Origin of the sequence: Klebsiella grimontii (assembly GCF_900200035.1) — a bacterium.
GTDB classification, from domain to species: Bacteria; Pseudomonadota; Gammaproteobacteria; order Enterobacterales; family Enterobacteriaceae; genus Klebsiella; species Klebsiella grimontii.
The window spans coordinates 10,718-26,711 of sequence record NZ_FZTC01000051.1 but is presented as its reverse complement, the minus strand read 5'-3'; the positions used below and the strand labels follow the sequence as shown (position 1 = coordinate 26,711).

The 15,994-nt window shown below is 50.4% G+C and carries 32 protein-coding genes; 31 read left to right on the top strand and 1 reads right to left on the bottom strand.

Annotation, left to right across the window (positions count from 1 at the left end):
* The 3 genes from KOSB73_RS28420 to bfr form a co-directional block, all read left to right on the top strand.
* Positions 1–486, top strand: a 486-nt coding sequence (locus KOSB73_RS28420) for an EF-Tu C-terminal domain-related protein (protein ID WP_239518126.1), incomplete at its 5' end; no start/stop codon positions are given.
* 173 nt (positions 487–659) lie between these two features.
* Positions 660–854, top strand: a complete 195-nt coding sequence (bfd, locus tag KOSB73_RS28410) for a bacterioferritin-associated ferredoxin (protein WP_004125913.1) — start codon at positions 660–662, stop codon at positions 852–854.
* A 74-nt stretch (positions 855–928) separates the two neighbouring features.
* Complete coding sequence (bfr, locus tag KOSB73_RS28405; protein WP_004125910.1) at positions 929–1,405, top strand: bacterioferritin; 477 nt, start codon at positions 929–931, stop codon at positions 1,403–1,405.
* Here the strand turns inward: bfr and KOSB73_RS28400 are convergent.
* Positions 1,389–1,865, bottom strand: coding sequence for a prepilin peptidase (locus tag KOSB73_RS28400; protein ID WP_049087101.1), 477 nt, complete (start codon positions 1,863–1,865; stop codon positions 1,389–1,391). The genes bfr and KOSB73_RS28400 overlap by 17 nt on opposite strands.
* Positions 1,866–2,245: 380 nt before the next feature.
* Here KOSB73_RS28400 and rpsJ point away from each other — a divergent pair, with 380 nt between their 5' ends.
* From rpsJ to rplQ, 28 genes are all read left to right on the top strand, one after another.
* A complete protein-coding gene (rpsJ, locus tag KOSB73_RS28395) occupies positions 2,246–2,557 on the top strand; it encodes a 30S ribosomal protein S10 (protein WP_001181005.1) in 312 nt (103 codons plus the stop codon).
* Positions 2,558–2,589: 32 nt separating this feature from the next.
* The gene (gene rplC / locus KOSB73_RS28390) at positions 2,590–3,219 is read left to right on the top strand and encodes a 50S ribosomal protein L3 (RefSeq protein WP_004106354.1); all 630 of its coding nucleotides are present in this window, start codon (positions 2,590–2,592) and stop codon (positions 3,217–3,219) included.
* 10 nt (positions 3,220–3,229) lie between these two features.
* Positions 3,230–3,835 (top strand): 50S ribosomal protein L4, encoded by a 606-nt coding sequence (rplD, locus tag KOSB73_RS28385; RefSeq protein ID WP_003031119.1) that lies wholly within the window; start codon positions 3,230–3,232, stop codon positions 3,833–3,835.
* Entirely contained in the window at positions 3,832–4,134 is a 303-nt protein-coding gene (gene rplW, locus KOSB73_RS28380; RefSeq protein WP_000617546.1) for a 50S ribosomal protein L23, read from the top strand. Before rplD ends, rplW begins: the two co-directional genes overlap by 4 nt.
* Positions 4,135–4,151: 17 nt before the next feature.
* Positions 4,152–4,973 carry a 50S ribosomal protein L2 gene (gene rplB, locus KOSB73_RS28375; protein ID WP_000301869.1) on the top strand — a complete coding sequence of 274 codons (822 nt, stop codon included), beginning with the start codon at positions 4,152–4,154 and terminating at the stop codon, positions 4,971–4,973.
* Positions 4,974–4,989: 16 nt separating this feature from the next.
* Entirely contained in the window at positions 4,990–5,268 is a 279-nt protein-coding gene (gene rpsS / locus KOSB73_RS28370) for a 30S ribosomal protein S19 (RefSeq protein WP_001138115.1), read from the top strand.
* Between the two features lie 14 nt (positions 5,269–5,282).
* Positions 5,283–5,615 (top strand): 50S ribosomal protein L22, encoded by a 333-nt coding sequence (gene rplV, locus KOSB73_RS28365; protein WP_002919773.1) that lies wholly within the window; start codon positions 5,283–5,285, stop codon positions 5,613–5,615.
* 17 nt (positions 5,616–5,632) lie between these two features.
* Positions 5,633–6,331, top strand: coding sequence for a 30S ribosomal protein S3 (rpsC, locus tag KOSB73_RS28360; RefSeq protein WP_004106350.1), 699 nt, complete (start codon positions 5,633–5,635; stop codon positions 6,329–6,331).
* 12 nt (positions 6,332–6,343) lie between these two features.
* Positions 6,344–6,754: a 50S ribosomal protein L16 gene (gene rplP, locus KOSB73_RS28355; RefSeq protein ID WP_002919759.1), complete on the top strand. Its 411-nt coding sequence runs from the start codon at positions 6,344–6,346 to the stop codon at positions 6,752–6,754.
* Entirely contained in the window at positions 6,754–6,945 is a 192-nt protein-coding gene (gene rpmC / locus KOSB73_RS28350; RefSeq protein WP_002919754.1) for a 50S ribosomal protein L29, read from the top strand. Before rplP ends, rpmC begins: the two co-directional genes overlap by 1 nt.
* A complete protein-coding gene (gene rpsQ / locus KOSB73_RS28345; RefSeq protein WP_004106347.1) occupies positions 6,945–7,199 on the top strand; it encodes a 30S ribosomal protein S17 in 255 nt (84 codons plus the stop codon). Before rpmC ends, rpsQ begins: the two co-directional genes overlap by 1 nt.
* Positions 7,200–7,364: 165 nt before the next feature.
* Positions 7,365–7,736: a 50S ribosomal protein L14 gene (gene rplN, locus KOSB73_RS28340; protein WP_000613954.1), complete on the top strand. Its 372-nt coding sequence runs from the start codon at positions 7,365–7,367 to the stop codon at positions 7,734–7,736.
* A gap of 10 nt (positions 7,737–7,746) precedes the next feature.
* Entirely contained in the window at positions 7,747–8,061 is a 315-nt protein-coding gene (gene rplX / locus KOSB73_RS28335) for a 50S ribosomal protein L24 (protein ID WP_004106345.1), read from the top strand.
* Positions 8,062–8,075: 14 nt separating this feature from the next.
* Positions 8,076–8,615 (top strand): 50S ribosomal protein L5, encoded by a 540-nt coding sequence (rplE, locus tag KOSB73_RS28330; protein WP_001096202.1) that lies wholly within the window; start codon positions 8,076–8,078, stop codon positions 8,613–8,615.
* A 14-nt stretch (positions 8,616–8,629) separates the two neighbouring features.
* Positions 8,630–8,935, top strand: coding sequence for a 30S ribosomal protein S14 (gene rpsN / locus KOSB73_RS28325; RefSeq protein WP_002919667.1), 306 nt, complete (start codon positions 8,630–8,632; stop codon positions 8,933–8,935).
* Positions 8,936–8,968: 33 nt separating this feature from the next.
* Positions 8,969–9,361: a 30S ribosomal protein S8 gene (rpsH, locus tag KOSB73_RS28320; RefSeq protein WP_004106343.1), complete on the top strand. Its 393-nt coding sequence runs from the start codon at positions 8,969–8,971 to the stop codon at positions 9,359–9,361.
* A gap of 12 nt (positions 9,362–9,373) precedes the next feature.
* A complete protein-coding gene (rplF, locus tag KOSB73_RS28315; RefSeq protein ID WP_004106341.1) occupies positions 9,374–9,907 on the top strand; it encodes a 50S ribosomal protein L6 in 534 nt (177 codons plus the stop codon).
* 9 nt (positions 9,908–9,916) lie between these two features.
* Positions 9,917–10,270, top strand: coding sequence for a 50S ribosomal protein L18 (gene rplR, locus KOSB73_RS28310; protein WP_000358960.1), 354 nt, complete (start codon positions 9,917–9,919; stop codon positions 10,268–10,270).
* A 14-nt stretch (positions 10,271–10,284) separates the two neighbouring features.
* Entirely contained in the window at positions 10,285–10,788 is a 504-nt protein-coding gene (gene rpsE, locus KOSB73_RS28305) for a 30S ribosomal protein S5 (protein WP_004106339.1), read from the top strand.
* Between the two features lie 3 nt (positions 10,789–10,791).
* Complete coding sequence (gene rpmD, locus KOSB73_RS28300; protein ID WP_001140434.1) at positions 10,792–10,971, top strand: 50S ribosomal protein L30; 180 nt, start codon at positions 10,792–10,794, stop codon at positions 10,969–10,971.
* A gap of 3 nt (positions 10,972–10,974) precedes the next feature.
* Positions 10,975–11,409: a 50S ribosomal protein L15 gene (gene rplO, locus KOSB73_RS28295; protein ID WP_004106336.1), complete on the top strand. Its 435-nt coding sequence runs from the start codon at positions 10,975–10,977 to the stop codon at positions 11,407–11,409.
* A gap of 7 nt (positions 11,410–11,416) precedes the next feature.
* Positions 11,417–12,748 (top strand): preprotein translocase subunit SecY, encoded by a 1,332-nt coding sequence (gene secY, locus KOSB73_RS28290; protein WP_004106334.1) that lies wholly within the window; start codon positions 11,417–11,419, stop codon positions 12,746–12,748.
* A gap of 31 nt (positions 12,749–12,779) precedes the next feature.
* The gene (rpmJ, locus tag KOSB73_RS28285) at positions 12,780–12,896 is read left to right on the top strand and encodes a 50S ribosomal protein L36 (protein ID WP_000868187.1); all 117 of its coding nucleotides are present in this window, start codon (positions 12,780–12,782) and stop codon (positions 12,894–12,896) included.
* Positions 12,897–13,042: 146 nt separating this feature from the next.
* Positions 13,043–13,399, top strand: coding sequence for a 30S ribosomal protein S13 (rpsM, locus tag KOSB73_RS28280; protein ID WP_004106333.1), 357 nt, complete (start codon positions 13,043–13,045; stop codon positions 13,397–13,399).
* Positions 13,400–13,415: 16 nt separating this feature from the next.
* Positions 13,416–13,805 carry a 30S ribosomal protein S11 gene (rpsK, locus tag KOSB73_RS28275; RefSeq protein WP_004138423.1) on the top strand — a complete coding sequence of 130 codons (390 nt, stop codon included), beginning with the start codon at positions 13,416–13,418 and terminating at the stop codon, positions 13,803–13,805.
* A gap of 33 nt (positions 13,806–13,838) precedes the next feature.
* The gene (rpsD, locus tag KOSB73_RS28270) at positions 13,839–14,459 is read left to right on the top strand and encodes a 30S ribosomal protein S4 (protein ID WP_004125897.1); all 621 of its coding nucleotides are present in this window, start codon (positions 13,839–13,841) and stop codon (positions 14,457–14,459) included.
* Positions 14,460–14,484: 25 nt separating this feature from the next.
* Positions 14,485–15,474 carry a DNA-directed RNA polymerase subunit alpha gene (locus KOSB73_RS28265; protein WP_002919219.1) on the top strand — a complete coding sequence of 330 codons (990 nt, stop codon included), beginning with the start codon at positions 14,485–14,487 and terminating at the stop codon, positions 15,472–15,474.
* A gap of 40 nt (positions 15,475–15,514) precedes the next feature.
* Entirely contained in the window at positions 15,515–15,901 is a 387-nt protein-coding gene (gene rplQ / locus KOSB73_RS28260; protein ID WP_001216372.1) for a 50S ribosomal protein L17, read from the top strand.
* The last annotated feature ends 93 nt before the right edge of the window (positions 15,902–15,994 follow it).

The window sequence follows — 15,994 nt, the reverse complement described above, 5'->3', positions numbered from 1 at the left end:
CGCGGTATCATCAAAGTTGGCGAAGAAGTTGAAATCGTTGGTATCAAAGAGACTGCGAAGTCTACCTGTACTGGCGTTGAAATGTTCCGCAAACTGCTGGACGAAGGCCGTGCTGGTGAGAACGTTGGTGTTCTGCTGCGTGGTATCAAACGTGAAGAAATCGAACGTGGTCAGGTACTGGCTAAGCCGGGTTCCATCAAGCCGCACACCAAGTTCGAATCTGAAGTGTACATTCTGTCCAAAGACGAAGGCGGCCGTCATACTCCGTTCTTCAAAGGCTACCGTCCGCAGTTCTACTTCCGTACAACTGACGTGACTGGCACCATCGAACTGCCGGAAGGCGTAGAGATGGTTATGCCGGGCGACAACATCAAAATGGTTGTTACCCTGATCCACCCGATCGCGATGGACGACGGTCTGCGTTTCGCAATCCGTGAAGGCGGCCGTACCGTTGGCGCGGGCGTTGTTGCTAAAGTTCTGGGCTAATAATTAGTTCTGAATTAAAAAGGGCGCTAAGGCGCCCTTTTTGCTGTCTGCTATATGTGAGCTGCAGCACGATGACCGGCAGCAAATAGAGTAAATGTTTATTTAATAGACAGGCTATTGTAATCATAACTATTCTCATTTACACTTTGTTTGTAAGTTGAACGGGAGTATATATGTACGTTTGTCTGTGTAATGGTGTGAACGATAAAAAAATTCGTCAGGCTGTGCGCCAATTCAATCCTCAGTCTTTTCAACAACTGCGAAAATTTATTCCCGTTGGAAATCAATGCGGTAAGTGCGTCCGTGCGGCGCGCGAGATTATGGAAGATGAATTAACCCGCATGCCGGAATATCAAGAGATCGCCTGAAGCCCCTCAGCTTTACTTTGACATCCCTATAGCTCGAACTACGCTTCAATAAGTGGAAGCGGAGGGACTATATAATGAAAGGTGATGTCAAAATCATAAGTTATCTCAATAAATTATTGGGAAATGAGCTTGTCGCAATTAATCAATACTTTCTCCATGCGAGAATGTTCAAGAACTGGGGCCTGATGCGCCTCAATGATGTCGAATACCACGAATCTATCGATGAAATGAAGCATGCCGATAAGTATATTGAGCGCATTTTGTTTCTCGAAGGGATCCCGAACCTGCAGGATCTCGGCAAACTCCGCATCGGAGAAGACGTCGAGGAGATGCTGCAATCTGACCTAAGGCTGGAGCTGGAAGGGGCGAAGGATCTACGCGAGGCCATTGCCTATGCCGACAGCGTCCATGACTACGTCAGCCGTGATATGTTAATCACTATCCTCGCAGATGAAGAAGGCCATATCGATTGGCTGGAAACCGAATTGGACCTGATAGGCAAAATTGGTTTGCAGAATTATCTTCAGTCGCAGATTAAAGTGGCTGACTGATAAACGTCTGCCATCCACAGAACACACCCGCTGCGGCCAGGAAAGGGCCAAAAGGCAGCGGGTGGTGTAGCGTCTGCCTTGTTCTCGTGCACAAAATCAGCGCCGTTACGGCCGCGCAGGCCAGAATAGCTGCGATGAGAACCAGCTGCGGTAAAACTTCCCACCCATGCCATGCCCCAAGCGCGGCGAGAAATTTAATATCGCCGTAGCCGATGCCTTCCCGCCTGCGTATTCCCCTGTAGAGCCAATAGATCAAGCCAAAGGCCAGATAGCCGCCTATCGCGCCCCAGACGGCATGTACCAGATTGGCCGGCGACAGACAGAGATAATAAAGCAACCCACTCCACAGCAGAGGGCAGGTAAATTTATCGGGTAGCAAGCCATAGCGCAGATCGTGCCAACAAAGCGTGAGTAATAGCCCGCCATGGATAATAAAGAATGCAAAGGTCGCGACTGTCATCGATTGTTCCCGCGTTTTGGCCTTAGTAACCGAGTGTGCTGCTGGAACGGGGTTTCTGGCAAAAGGCAATAAACAGGAGTGGACTTCCTAATCCAGAGTATTTGCTGGCCTTTCATGGTATTGCAGTAAACGTGGGTGCGTGCTCCCGGAAACAGGTGATGATTTTGTACGCAGCCCTTGCGTTGTATCTGAATTTGCGTATAATGCGCGGGCCTGTCAAAGTTGACGGCCGGTTCGATATGAACCCCGGTAGTAGCAACACGCTACCAAACAATGTTCCCAATTGGGGAACTATGTAAGAACGGTTACACTCTCCCATCAATCGTAATGGGTATGAGGAGTAACCATTTCGTCTATAAAATAATTGGAGCTCTGGTCTCATGCAGAACCAAAGAATCCGTATCCGCCTTAAAGCGTTTGATCATCGTCTGATCGATCAATCAACCGCGGAAATCGTCGAGACTGCTAAGCGCACTGGTGCGCAAGTCCGTGGTCCGATCCCGCTGCCGACCCGCAAAGAGCGCTTTACCGTTCTGATTTCTCCGCACGTCAACAAAGATGCGCGCGATCAGTACGAAATCCGCACTCATAAGCGTCTGGTTGACATCGTTGAGCCAACTGAAAAAACCGTTGATGCTCTGATGCGTCTGGATCTGGCTGCCGGTGTAGACGTGCAGATCAGCCTGGGTTAATCAGGTCATCGAGCGATTGAGAGGTTGAAACAATGATTGGTTTAGTCGGTAAAAAAGTGGGCATGACCCGCATCTTCACTGAAGATGGCGTATCTATCCCAGTAACCGTAATCGAAGTTGAAGCAAACCGCGTTACTCAGGTTAAAGATCTGGCTAACGATGGCTACCGTGCCGTTCAGGTTACCACTGGTGCTAAAAAAGCTAACCGTGTAACTAAACCGGAAGCGGGTCACTTCGCTAAAGCTGGCGTTGAAGCTGGCCGTGGTCTGTGGGAATTCCGTCTGGCTGACGGCGAAGAATTCACCGTAGGTCAGGACATTAGCGTTGAACTGTTTGCTGACGTTAAAAAAGTTGACGTAACCGGTACCTCTAAAGGTAAAGGTTTTGCTGGTACCGTTAAGCGCTGGAACTTCCGTACCCAGGACGCTACTCACGGTAACTCCTTGTCCCACCGCGTACCGGGTTCTATCGGTCAGAACCAGACTCCGGGCAAAGTGTTCAAAGGCAAGAAAATGGCAGGTCAGCTGGGTAACGAACGTGTCACCGTTCAGAGCCTGGACGTAGTACGTGTTGACGCTGAGCGCAACCTGCTGCTGGTTAAAGGCGCGGTCCCGGGTGCAACCGGTAGCGACCTGATCGTTAAACCAGCTGTGAAGGCGTAAGGGGATAGCAATGGAATTAGTATTGAAAGACGCGCAGAGCGCGCTGACTGTTTCCGAAACTACCTTCGGTCGTGATTTCAACGAAGCGCTGGTTCACCAGGTTGTAGTTGCTTATGCAGCTGGTGCTCGTCAGGGTACTCGTGCTCAGAAGACTCGTGCTGAAGTAACTGGTTCAGGCAAAAAGCCGTGGCGCCAGAAAGGTACCGGCCGTGCGCGTTCAGGTTCTATCAAGAGCCCGATCTGGCGTTCAGGTGGCGTGACCTTCGCTGCGCGTCCGCAGGACCACAGTCAAAAAGTTAACAAAAAGATGTACCGCGGCGCGCTGAAAAGCATTCTGTCCGAACTGGTACGTCAGGATCGTCTGATCGTTGTCGAATCATTCTCTGTTGAAGCGCCTAAAACTAAGCTGCTGGCACAGAAACTGAAAGACATGGCTCTGGAAGATGTGCTGATCATCACCGGTGAGCTGGACGAGAACCTGTTCCTTGCTGCGCGCAACCTGCATAAGGTTGACGTACGTGATGCAACTGGTATCGACCCGGTTAGCCTGATCGCCTTCGACAAAGTCGTAATGACTGCTGATGCTGTTAAGCAAGTTGAGGAGATGCTGGCATGATTCGTGAAGAACGTCTGCTGAAGGTGCTGCGTGCACCGCACGTTTCTGAAAAAGCGTCTACTGCGATGGAAAAAACCAATACCATCGTTCTCAAAGTTGCTAAAGACGCGACCAAAGCAGAAATCAAAGCTGCTGTGCAGAAACTGTTTGAAGTCGAAGTCGAAGTCGTTAACACCCTGGTTGTTAAAGGGAAAGTTAAACGTCACGGACAGCGTATCGGTCGTCGTAGCGACTGGAAAAAAGCTTACGTCACCCTGAAGGAAGGCCAGAATCTGGACTTCGTCGGCGGCGCTGAGTAAGTCGGAGGAGTAATACAATGGCAGTTGTTAAATGTAAACCGACATCTCCGGGTCGTCGCCACGTTGTTAAAGTGGTCAACCCAGAGCTGCACAAGGGCAAACCTTTTGCTCCGCTGGTTGAAAAAAACAGCAAATCCGGTGGTCGTAACAACAATGGCCGTATCACCACCCGTCATATCGGTGGTGGTCACAAACAGGCCTACCGTATTGTTGACTTCAAACGCAACAAAGATGGTATCCCGGCAGTTGTTGAACGTCTTGAGTACGATCCGAACCGCTCCGCGAACATCGCGCTGGTTCTGTACAAAGACGGTGAGCGCCGTTACATCCTGGCCCCTAAAGGCCTGAAAGCTGGCGACCAGATTCAGTCTGGCGTTGATGCTGCAATCAAAGCAGGCAACACCCTGCCGATGCGCAATATCCCGGTTGGTTCTACCGTTCATAACGTAGAAATGAAACCAGGTAAAGGCGGTCAGCTGGCGCGTTCCGCTGGTACTTACGTTCAGATCGTTGCTCGCGATGGTGCTTATGTCACCCTGCGTCTGCGTTCTGGTGAAATGCGTAAAGTCGAAGCAGATTGCCGCGCTACTCTGGGCGAAGTTGGCAATGCTGAGCATATGCTGCGCGTTCTGGGTAAAGCAGGTGCTGCACGCTGGCGTGGTGTTCGTCCTACCGTTCGCGGTACTGCGATGAACCCAGTCGACCACCCACATGGTGGTGGTGAAGGTCGTAACTTTGGTAAGCACCCGGTAACTCCGTGGGGCGTTCAGACCAAAGGTAAGAAGACCCGCAGCAACAAGCGTACTGATAAATTCATCGTACGTCGCCGTAGCAAATAATTTTAGAGGATAAGCCATGCCACGTTCTCTCAAGAAAGGTCCTTTTATTGACCTGCACTTGCTGAAGAAGGTAGAGAAAGCGGTGGAAAGCGGAGACAAGAAGCCCCTGCGCACTTGGTCCCGTCGTTCAACGATCTTTCCTAACATGATCGGTTTGACCATCGCTGTCCATAATGGTCGTCAGCACGTTCCAGTTTTTGTTTCCGACGAAATGGTTGGTCACAAACTGGGTGAATTCGCACCGACTCGTACTTATCGCGGCCATGCTGCTGATAAAAAAGCGAAGAAGAAATAAGGTAGGAGGAAGAGATGGAAACTTTAGCTCAACATCGCCATGCTCGTTCTTCTGCTCAGAAGGTTCGCCTTGTTGCTGACCTGATTCGCGGTAAGAAAGTGTCGCAGGCCCTGGATATTCTGACCTACACCAATAAGAAAGCTGCTGTACTGGTCAAGAAGGTACTGGAATCTGCCATTGCTAACGCTGAACACAACGATGGCGCTGACATTGATGATCTGAAAGTTGCGAAAATTTTCGTAGACGAAGGCCCGAGCATGAAGCGCATTATGCCGCGTGCTAAAGGTCGTGCAGATCGCATCCTGAAGCGCACCAGCCACATTACTGTGGTTGTGTCCGATCGCTGAGACTCTGGAGACTAGCAATGGGTCAGAAAGTACATCCTAATGGTATTCGCCTGGGTATTGTAAAACCATGGAACTCAACCTGGTTTGCGAACACCAAAGAATTCGCTGACAACCTGGACAGCGATTTTAAAGTACGTCAGTACCTGACTAAGGAACTGGCGAAAGCGTCTGTATCTCGTATCGTTATCGAGCGTCCGGCTAAAAGCATTCGTGTGACCATTCACACTGCTCGCCCGGGTATCGTTATCGGTAAGAAAGGCGAAGACGTAGAAAAACTGCGCAAGGTCGTCGCGGATCTCGCTGGCGTGCCTGCACAGATCAATATTGCCGAAGTTCGTAAGCCTGAACTGGACGCTAAATTGGTTGCTGACAGCATCACTTCTCAGCTGGAACGTCGCGTTATGTTCCGTCGTGCTATGAAGCGTGCTGTACAGAACGCAATGCGTCTGGGCGCTAAAGGTATCAAAGTTGAAGTTAGCGGCCGTCTGGGCGGCGCGGAAATCGCACGTACCGAATGGTACCGTGAAGGTCGCGTACCGCTGCACACTCTGCGTGCTGACATCGACTACAACACCTCTGAAGCGCACACCACTTACGGTGTAATCGGCGTTAAGGTATGGATCTTCAAAGGTGAGATCCTGGGTGGTATGGCTGCTGTTGAACAACCGGAACCGGCTGCTCAACCTAAAAAGCAGCAGCGTAAAGGCCGTAAATAAGGAGCGTCGCTGATGTTACAACCAAAGCGTACAAAATTCCGTAAAGTGCATAAAGGCCGCAACCGTGGTCTGGCGCAGGGTACGGATGTTAGCTTCGGCACTTTCGGTCTGAAAGCTGTTGGCCGTGGTCGTCTGACTGCACGTCAGATCGAAGCAGCACGTCGTGCTATGACCCGTGCAGTTAAGCGTCAAGGTAAGATCTGGATCCGTGTATTCCCGGACAAACCGATCACCGAGAAGCCGCTGGAAGTTCGTATGGGTAAAGGTAAAGGTAACGTGGAGTACTGGGTTGCCTTGATTCAGCCGGGTAAAGTCCTTTATGAAATGGACGGCGTACCGGAAGAGCTGGCCCGTGAAGCATTCGGCCTGGCAGCAGCGAAACTGCCGATCAAAACCACCTTTGTAACTAAGACGGTGATGTAATGAAAGCAAAAGAGCTGCGTGAAAAAAGCGTTGAAGAGCTGAACGCTGAGCTGCTGAACCTGCTGCGTGAGCAGTTCAACCTGCGTATGCAGGCTGCAAGTGGCCAGCTGCAACAGACTCATCTGCTGAAGCAAGTGCGTCGTGATGTTGCACGCGTTAAGACTTTACTGACTCAGAAGGCGGGTGCGTAATGACCGATAAAATCCGTACTCTGCAAGGTCGCGTGGTTAGCGACAAAATGGAGAAATCCATTGTTGTTGCTATCGAACGTATGGTGAAACACCCGGTATACGGCAAATTCATCAAGCGTACGACCAAACTGCACGTACATGACGAGAACAACGAATGCGGTATCGGTGACGTGGTTGAAATCCGCGAATGCCGTCCGCTGTCCAAGACTAAGTCCTGGACGCTGGTTCGCGTTGTAGAGAAAGCGGTTCTGTAATACAGTACGCATTCTCGATACGGATAAACGGCTCAGCGATGAGCCGTTTATTTTTTCTACCCATATCTGATTTGCGGTGTTATAATGCCGCGCCCTCGATATGGGGCTTTTTTAACGACCCTATTTTTGGGTCTCAGTAGTAGTTGACATTAGCGGAGCACTAAAATGATCCAAGAACAGACTATGCTGAACGTCGCCGACAACTCCGGTGCACGTCGCGTAATGTGTATCAAGGTTCTGGGTGGCTCGCACCGTCGCTACGCAGGCGTAGGCGACATCATCAAGATCACCATCAAGGAAGCAATTCCGCGTGGTAAGGTCAAAAAAGGTGATGTGCTGAAGGCGGTAGTGGTGCGCACCAAGAAGGGTGTTCGTCGCCCGGACGGTTCTGTCATTCGCTTCGATGGTAATGCATGCGTTATTTTAAACAATAACAGCGAGCAGCCCATCGGTACGCGTATTTTTGGGCCGGTAACTCGTGAACTTCGTAACGAGAAGTTCATGAAAATTATCTCTCTGGCCCCAGAAGTACTCTAAGGAGCGAATCATGGCAGCGAAAATCCGTCGTGATGACGAAGTTATCGTGTTAACCGGTAAAGATAAAGGTAAACGCGGTAAAGTTAAGAATGTCTTGTCTTCCGGCAAGCTCATTGTTGAAGGTATCAACCTGGTTAAGAAACACCAGAAGCCGGTTCCGGCTCTGAACCAACCAGGCGGCATCGTTGAAAAAGAAGCTGCTATTCAGGTTTCTAACGTTGCGATCTTCAATGCGGCAACCGGCAAGGCTGACCGTGTAGGCTTTAGATTCGAAGACGGCAAAAAAGTCCGTTTCTTCAAATCTAATAGCGAAACTATCAAGTAATTTGGAGTAGTACGATGGCGAAACTGCATGATTACTACAAAGACGAAGTAGTTAAAAAACTCATGACTGAGTTTAACTACAATTCTGTCATGCAAGTCCCTCGGGTCGAGAAGATCACCCTGAACATGGGTGTTGGTGAAGCGATCGCTGACAAGAAACTGCTGGATAACGCAGCAGCCGATCTGACAGCAATCTCCGGTCAAAAACCGCTGATCACCAAAGCACGCAAATCAGTTGCAGGCTTCAAAATCCGTCAGGGCTATCCGATCGGCTGTAAAGTAACTCTGCGTGGCGAACGCATGTGGGAGTTCTTTGAGCGCCTGATCACTATTGCTGTACCGCGTATCCGTGACTTCCGTGGCTTGTCCGCTAAGTCTTTCGACGGTCGTGGCAACTACAGCATGGGTGTCCGTGAGCAGATCATCTTCCCAGAAATCGACTACGATAAAGTCGACCGCGTTCGTGGTTTGGATATTACCATTACCACTACTGCGAAATCTGATGAAGAAGGCCGCGCTCTGCTGGCTGCCTTTGACTTCCCGTTCCGCAAGTAAGGTAGGGTTACTTAATGGCTAAGCAATCAATGAAAGCACGCGAAGTAAAGCGCGTGGCTTTAGCTGATAAATTCTTCGCTAAACGCGCTGAACTGAAAGCTATCATCTCTGATGTGAACGCAACCGACGAAGATCGTTGGAACGCTGTTCTCAAGCTGCAGACTCTGCCGCGTGATTCCAGCCCGTCTCGTCAGCGTAATCGCTGCCGTCAAACAGGTCGTCCGCATGGTTTCCTGCGGAAGTTCGGGTTGAGCCGTATCAAGGTCCGTGAAGCCGCAATGCGCGGTGAAATCCCGGGTCTGAAAAAGGCTAGCTGGTAATTGTCACCAATTGAATCACGGGAGTAAAGACAGATGAGCATGCAAGATCCGATCGCGGATATGCTGACCCGTATCCGTAACGGTCAGGCCGCGAATAAAGCTGCGGTCACCATGCCTTCCTCCAAGCTGAAAGTGGCAATTGCCAACGTGCTGAAGGAAGAAGGCTTTATTGAAGATTTTAAAGTTGAAGGCGACATCAAGCCGGAACTGGAACTGACTCTTAAGTATTTCCAGGGTAAAGCTGTTGTAGAAAGCATTCAGCGTGTCAGCCGCCCAGGTCTGCGCATCTACAAACGTAAAGATGAGCTGCCGAAAGTTATGGCGGGTCTGGGTATCGCGGTTATTTCTACCTCTAAAGGTGTTATGACCGATCGTGCAGCGCGCCAGGCTGGTCTTGGTGGCGAAATTATCTGCTACGTAGCCTAATCGGAGGAAAAAATGTCTCGTGTTGCTAAAGCACCGGTCGTTGTTCCTGCCGGCGTTGATGTAAAAATCAACGGTCAGGTTATTACGATCAAAGGTAAAAACGGCGAGCTGACTCGTACCCTCAACAATGCTGTTGAAGTTAAACATGCAGATAATGCTCTGACCTTCGGTCCGCGTGATGGTTTCGTGGATGGATGGGCTCAGGCTGGTACCGCGCGTGCCCTGCTGAACTCAATGGTTGTTGGTGTTACCGAAGGCTTCACTAAAAAGCTTCAGCTGGTTGGTGTAGGTTATCGTGCAGCGGTCAAAGGGGATGTAGTAAACCTGGCTTTAGGTTTCTCTCATCCTGTTGAGCATAAACTGCCGGCCGGTATCACTGCAGAATGTCCGACTCAAACTGAAATCGTGCTGAAAGGCGCTGATAAGCAGGTGATCGGTCAGGTTGCAGCAGATCTGCGCGCCTACCGTCGTCCTGAGCCTTATAAAGGCAAGGGTGTTCGTTACGCCGACGAAGTCGTGCGTACCAAAGAGGCTAAGAAGAAGTAAGGTAACACTATGGATAAGAAATCTGCTCGTATCCGTCGTGCGACCCGCGCACGCCGCAAGCTCCAGGAGCTGGGTGCAACTCGCCTGGTGGTACATCGTACCCCGCGTCATATTTACGCACAGGTAATTGCACCGAACGGTTCTGAAGTTCTGGTAGCTGCTTCTACTGTAGAAAAAGCTATCGCTGAACAACTGAAGTACACCGGTAACAAAGACGCGGCAGCAGCTGTGGGTAAAGCTGTTGCTGAACGCGCTCTGGAAAAAGGCATCAAAGATGTTTCCTTTGACCGTTCCGGGTTCCAATATCATGGTCGTGTCCAGGCACTGGCAGATGCTGCCCGTGAAGCTGGCCTTCAGTTCTAAGGTAGAGGTGTAAGATGGCTCACATCGAAAAACAAGCTGGCGAACTGCAGGAAAAGCTGATCGCGGTTAACCGCGTATCTAAAACCGTTAAAGGTGGTCGTATTTTCTCCTTCACAGCTCTGACTGTAGTTGGTGACGGTAACGGTCGCGTTGGTTTTGGTTACGGTAAAGCGCGTGAAGTTCCAGCAGCGATCCAGAAAGCGATGGAAAAAGCCCGTCGCAATATGATTAATGTCGCGCTGAACCACGGCACCCTGCAACACCCGGTTAAAGGTGTTCACACGGGTTCTCGTGTATTCATGCAGCCAGCTTCCGAAGGTACCGGTATCATTGCCGGTGGTGCAATGCGCGCCGTTCTGGAAGTTGCTGGAGTTCATAACGTTCTGGCCAAAGCATATGGTTCCACCAACCCGATCAACGTGGTTCGTGCAACTATTGATGGCCTGGAAAATATGAATTCTCCAGAAATGGTCGCTGCCAAGCGTGGTAAATCCGTTGAAGAAATTCTGGGGAAATAAACCATGGCAAAGACTATTAAAATTACTCAAACCCGCAGTGCAATCGGTCGTTTGCCGAAACACAAGGCAACGCTGCTTGGCCTGGGTCTGCGTCGTATTGGTCACACCGTAGAGCGCGAGGATACTCCTGCTGTTCGTGGTATGGTCAACGCGGTTTCCTTCATGGTTAAAGTTGAGGAGTAAGAGATGCGTTTAAATACTCTGTCTCCGGCCGAAGGCTCCAAAAAGGCGGGTAAACGCCTGGGTCGTGGTATCGGTTCTGGCCTCGGTAAAACCGGTGGTCGTGGTCACAAAGGTCAGAACTCTCGTTCTGGCGGTGGCGTACGTCGCGGTTTCGAAGGTGGTCAGATGCCTCTGTACCGTCGTCTGCCGAAATTCGGCTTCACTTCTCGTAAAGCGATGATCACGGCAGAAGTTCGTCTGTCTGATCTGGCTCACGTAGAAGGCGATGTTATCGACCTGAACACGCTGAAAGCGGCTAACATTATCGGTATCCAGATCGAATTCGCGAAAGTGATCCTGTCTGGTGAAGTATCTCGTCCGGTAACTGTTCGTGGCCTGCGCGTGACTAAAGGTGCTCGTGCTGCTATCGAAGCTGCTGGCGGTAAAATTGAGGAATAAGTAGCAGATGGCTAAGCAACCGGGATTAGATTTTCAAAGTGCCAAAGGTGGGATTGGCGAACTGAAGCGCAGACTGTTGTTTGTAATCGGTGCGTTGATTGTGTTCCGTATTGGCTCTTTTATTCCGATCCCTGGTATTGATGCCGCTGTACTTGCCAAACTGCTTGAGCAACAGCGAGGCACCATCATTGAAATGTTCAACATGTTCTCTGGTGGTGCTCTCAGCCGTGCTTCTATCTTTGCGTTGGGTATCATGCCGTATATTTCGGCATCGATCATTGTCCAGCTGTTGACGGTTGTTTATCAGCCGTTAGCAGAGCTGAAGAAAGAAGGGGAGTCTGGTCGTCGTAAGATCAGCCAGTACACCCGCTACGGTACTCTGGTGCTGGCGATATTCCAGTCGATCGGTATTGCTACTGGTCTGCCGAATATGCCTGGTATGCAGGGCCTGGTGATTAATCCAGGCTTTGCATTCTATTTCACCGCTGTTGTTAGTCTGGTTTCAGGAACAATGTTCCTGATGTGGCTCGGCGAACAGATTACTGAACGTGGTATCGGAAACGGTATCTCGATCATTATCTTTGCCGGTATCGTTGCGGGTCTCCCGCCAGCCATCGCCCATACTATCGAGCAAGCGCGTCAAGGCGACCTGCACTTCCTCCTGTTGCTGTTGGTTGCAGTATTAGTATTTGCAGTGACCTTCTTTGTTGTCTTTGTTGAGCGTGGCCAACGCCGCATTGTGGTAAACTACGCTAAGCGTCAACAGGGTCGTCGTGTCTATGCTGCACAGAGCACACATTTACCGCTGAAAGTGAATATGGCAGGGGTCATCCCGGCAATCTTCGCTTCCAGTATTATTCTGTTCCCGGCAACCATTACATCGTGGTTCGGGGGCGGTACTGGTTGGAACTGGCTGACAACAATTTCGCTGTATTTGCAGCCTGGGCAACCGCTTTATGTGTTACTCTATGCGTCTGCAATCATCTTCTTCTGTTTCTTCTATACGGCGTTGGTTTTCAACCCGCGTGAAACAGCAGATAACCTGAAGAAGTCCGGTGCATTTGTACCAGGAATTCGTCCGGGAGAGCAAACGGCGAAGTATATCGATAAAGTAATGACTCGCCTGACTTTGGTCGGTGCGTTATACATCACTTTTATCTGCCTGATCCCGGAGTTCATGCGTGATGCAATGAAAGTACCGTTCTACTTCGGTGGGACCTCACTGCTTATCGTTGTTGTCGTGATTATGGACTTTATGGCTCAAGTGCAAACTCTGATGATGTCGAGTCAGTACGAGTCTGCATTGAAGAAGGCGAACCTGAAAGGCTACGGCCGCTAACAGGTCGCTCGAGAAGTTACGGAGAGTAAAAATGAAAGTTCGTGCTTCCGTCAAGAAATTATGCCGTAACTGCAAAATCGTTAAGCGTGATGGCGTCATCCGCGTGATTTGCAGTGCCGAGCCGAAGCATAAACAGCGCCAAGGCTGATTTATTCGCATATTTTTCTTGCAAAGTTGGGTTGAGCTGGCTAGATTAGCCAGCCAATCTTTTGTATGTCTGTACGTTTCCATTTGAGTATCCTGAAAACGGGCTTTTCAGCATGGTGCGTACATATTAAATAGTAGGAGTGCATAGTGGCCCGTATAGCAGGCATTAACATTCCTGATCACAAACATACCGTAATCGCATTAACTGCCATTTTCGGTATCGGCAAGACCCGCTCTAAAGCCATCTGTGCTGACACGGGTATCGCTGAAAATGTTAAGATCAGTGAGCTGTCTGAAGAACAAATTGAATCCCTGCGTGAAGCGGTTGGTAAATTTGTCGTTGAAGGTGATCTGCGCCGTGAAATCACCCTGAGCATCAAGCGTCTGATGGACCTTGGTTGCTATCGTGGTTTACGCCATCGTCGTGGTCTTCCGGTTCGCGGTCAGCGTACTAAGACCAACGCACGTACCCGTAAGGGTCCGCGTAAACCGATCAAGAAATAGTCGGGGTGATTGAATAATGGCAAAGGCACCAGTTCGTGCACGTAAGCGTGTAAGAAAACAAGTCTCTGATGGCGTGGCTCATGTCCATGCTTCTTTTAACAACACCATCGTTACCATTACCGATCGTCAGGGTAACGCGCTGGGTTGGGCAACAGCCGGTGGTTCCGGTTTCCGTGGTTCTCGCAAATCCACTCCGTTTGCAGCTCAGGTTGCAGCAGAGCGTTGCGCTGAAGCCGTAAAAGAATACGGCATCAAGAATCTGGAAGTTATGGTCAAAGGTCCGGGTCCAGGTCGCGAATCTACTATTCGTGCACTGAACGCCGCTGGTTTCCGCATCACGAATATTACTGATGTGACTCCGATCCCTCATAACGGTTGTCGTCCGCCGAAAAAACGTCGCGTATAACGCGTTCGTTTCTAGGATTGTTGGAGAAAGAAAATGGCAAGATATTTGGGTCCTAAGCTCAAGCTGAGCCGTCGTGAGGGCACAGACCTGTTCCTTAAGTCTGGCGTTCGCGCGATCGATACCAAGTGTAAAATTGAACAAGCTCCTGGCCAGCACGGTGCGCGTAAACCGCGTCTGTCTGACTATGGTGTGCAGTTGCGTGAAAAGCAAAAAGTTCGCCGTATGTACGGTGTGCTGGAGCGTCAGTTCCGTAACTACTATAAAGAAGCAGCGCGTCTGAAAGGCAACACCGGTGAAAACCTGTTGACTCTGCTGGAAGGTCGTCTGGACAACGTTGTATACCGTATGGGCTTCGGCGCGACTCGTGCTGAATCACGTCAGCTGGTTAGCCACAAAGCTATCATGGTAAACGGTCGTGTTGTTAACATCGCTTCTTATCAGGTTAAAGCGAATGACGTTGTCAGCATTCGTGAGAAAGCGAAAAAGCAATCTCGCGTGAAAGCCGCTCTGGAGCTGGCTGAGCAGCGTGAAAAGCCAACCTGGCTGGAAGTTGATGCTGGCAAGATGGAAGGTACGTTCAAGCGTCAGCCGGAACGTTCTGATCTGTCTGCGGACATTAACGAACACCTGATCGTCGAGCTTTACTCCAAGTAAAGCTTAGTACCAAAGAGAGGACACAATGCAGGGTTCTGTGACAGAGTTTCTAAAACCGCGCCTGGTCGATATCGAGCAAGTGAGTTCGACGCACGCCAAGGTGACCCTTGAACCTTTAGAGCGTGGCTTTGGCCATACTCTGGGTAACGCACTGCGCCGTATTCTGCTCTCATCGATGCCGGGTTGCGCGGTGACCGAGGTTGAGATTGATGGTGTACTTCATGAGTACAGCACCAAAGAAGGCGTTCAGGAAGATATCCTTGAAATCCTGCTCAACCTGAAAGGGCTGGCGGTGAGAGTTCAGGGTAAAGATGAAGTTATCCTTACTTTGAACAAATCTGGCATTGGCCCTGTGACCGCAGCCGACATTACCCATGACGGTGATGTCGAAATCGTCAAGCCGCAACATGTGATCTGCCACCTGACCGATGAGAACGCAGCTATTAGCATGCGTATCAAAGTTCAGCGCGGTCGCGGTTATGTGCCGGCTTCTGCCCGAATTCATTCGGAAGAAGATGAGCGCCCAATCGGCCGTCTGCTGGTCGACGCATGCTACAGCCCGGTAGAGCGTATTGCCTACAATGTTGAAGCAGCGCGTGTAGAACAGCGTACCGACCTGGACAAGCTGGTCATCGAAATGGAAACCAACGGCACAATCGATCCTGAAGAGGCGATTCGTCGTGCGGCAACCATCCTGGCAGAACAACTGGAAGCTTTCGTTGATTTACGTGATGTACGTCAGCCGGAAGTGAAAGAAGAGAAACCAGAATTCGATCCGATCCTGCTGCGCCCTGTTGACGATCTCGAATTGACTGTCCGCTCTGCTAACTGCCTTAAGGCAGAAGCTATCCACTATATCGGTGATCTGGTACAGCGTACCGAGGTTGAGTTGCTGAAAACGCCGAACCTGGGTAAAAAATCTCTTACTGAGATTAAAGACGTGCTGGCTTCACGTGGTCTGTCTCTGGGCATGCGCCTGGAAAACTGGCCACCGGCAAGCATTGCTGACGAGTAACCGGATCACAGGTTAAGGTTTTACTGAGAAGGATAAGGTCATGCGCCATCGTAAGAGTGGTCGTCAACTGAACCGCAACAGCAGCCATCGCCAGGCTATGTTCCGTAACATGGCTGGTTCGCTGGTTCGTCATGAAATCATCAAGACGACCCTGCCGAAAGCGAAAGAACTGCGTCGCGTAGTTGAGCCGCTGATTACTCTTGCCAAGACTGATAGCGTTGCTAATCGTCGTCTGGCATTCGCCCGCACTCGTGATAACGAGATCGTGGCAAAACTGTTTAACGAGCTGGGCCCGCGTTTCGCGAGCCGCGCCGGTGGTTACACTCGTATTCTGAAGTGTGGCTTCCGTGCAGGCGACAACGCGCCGATGGCATACATCGAGCTGGTTGATCGCTCTGAATCGAAAGCAGAAGCTGCTGCAGAGTAATCTGTAGTAACGTAAAAAAACCCGCTCCGGCGGGTTTTTTTATATCCACCCTATTCCTGCTTGTTTACAATATCTGCATTATTTTTGTTCATC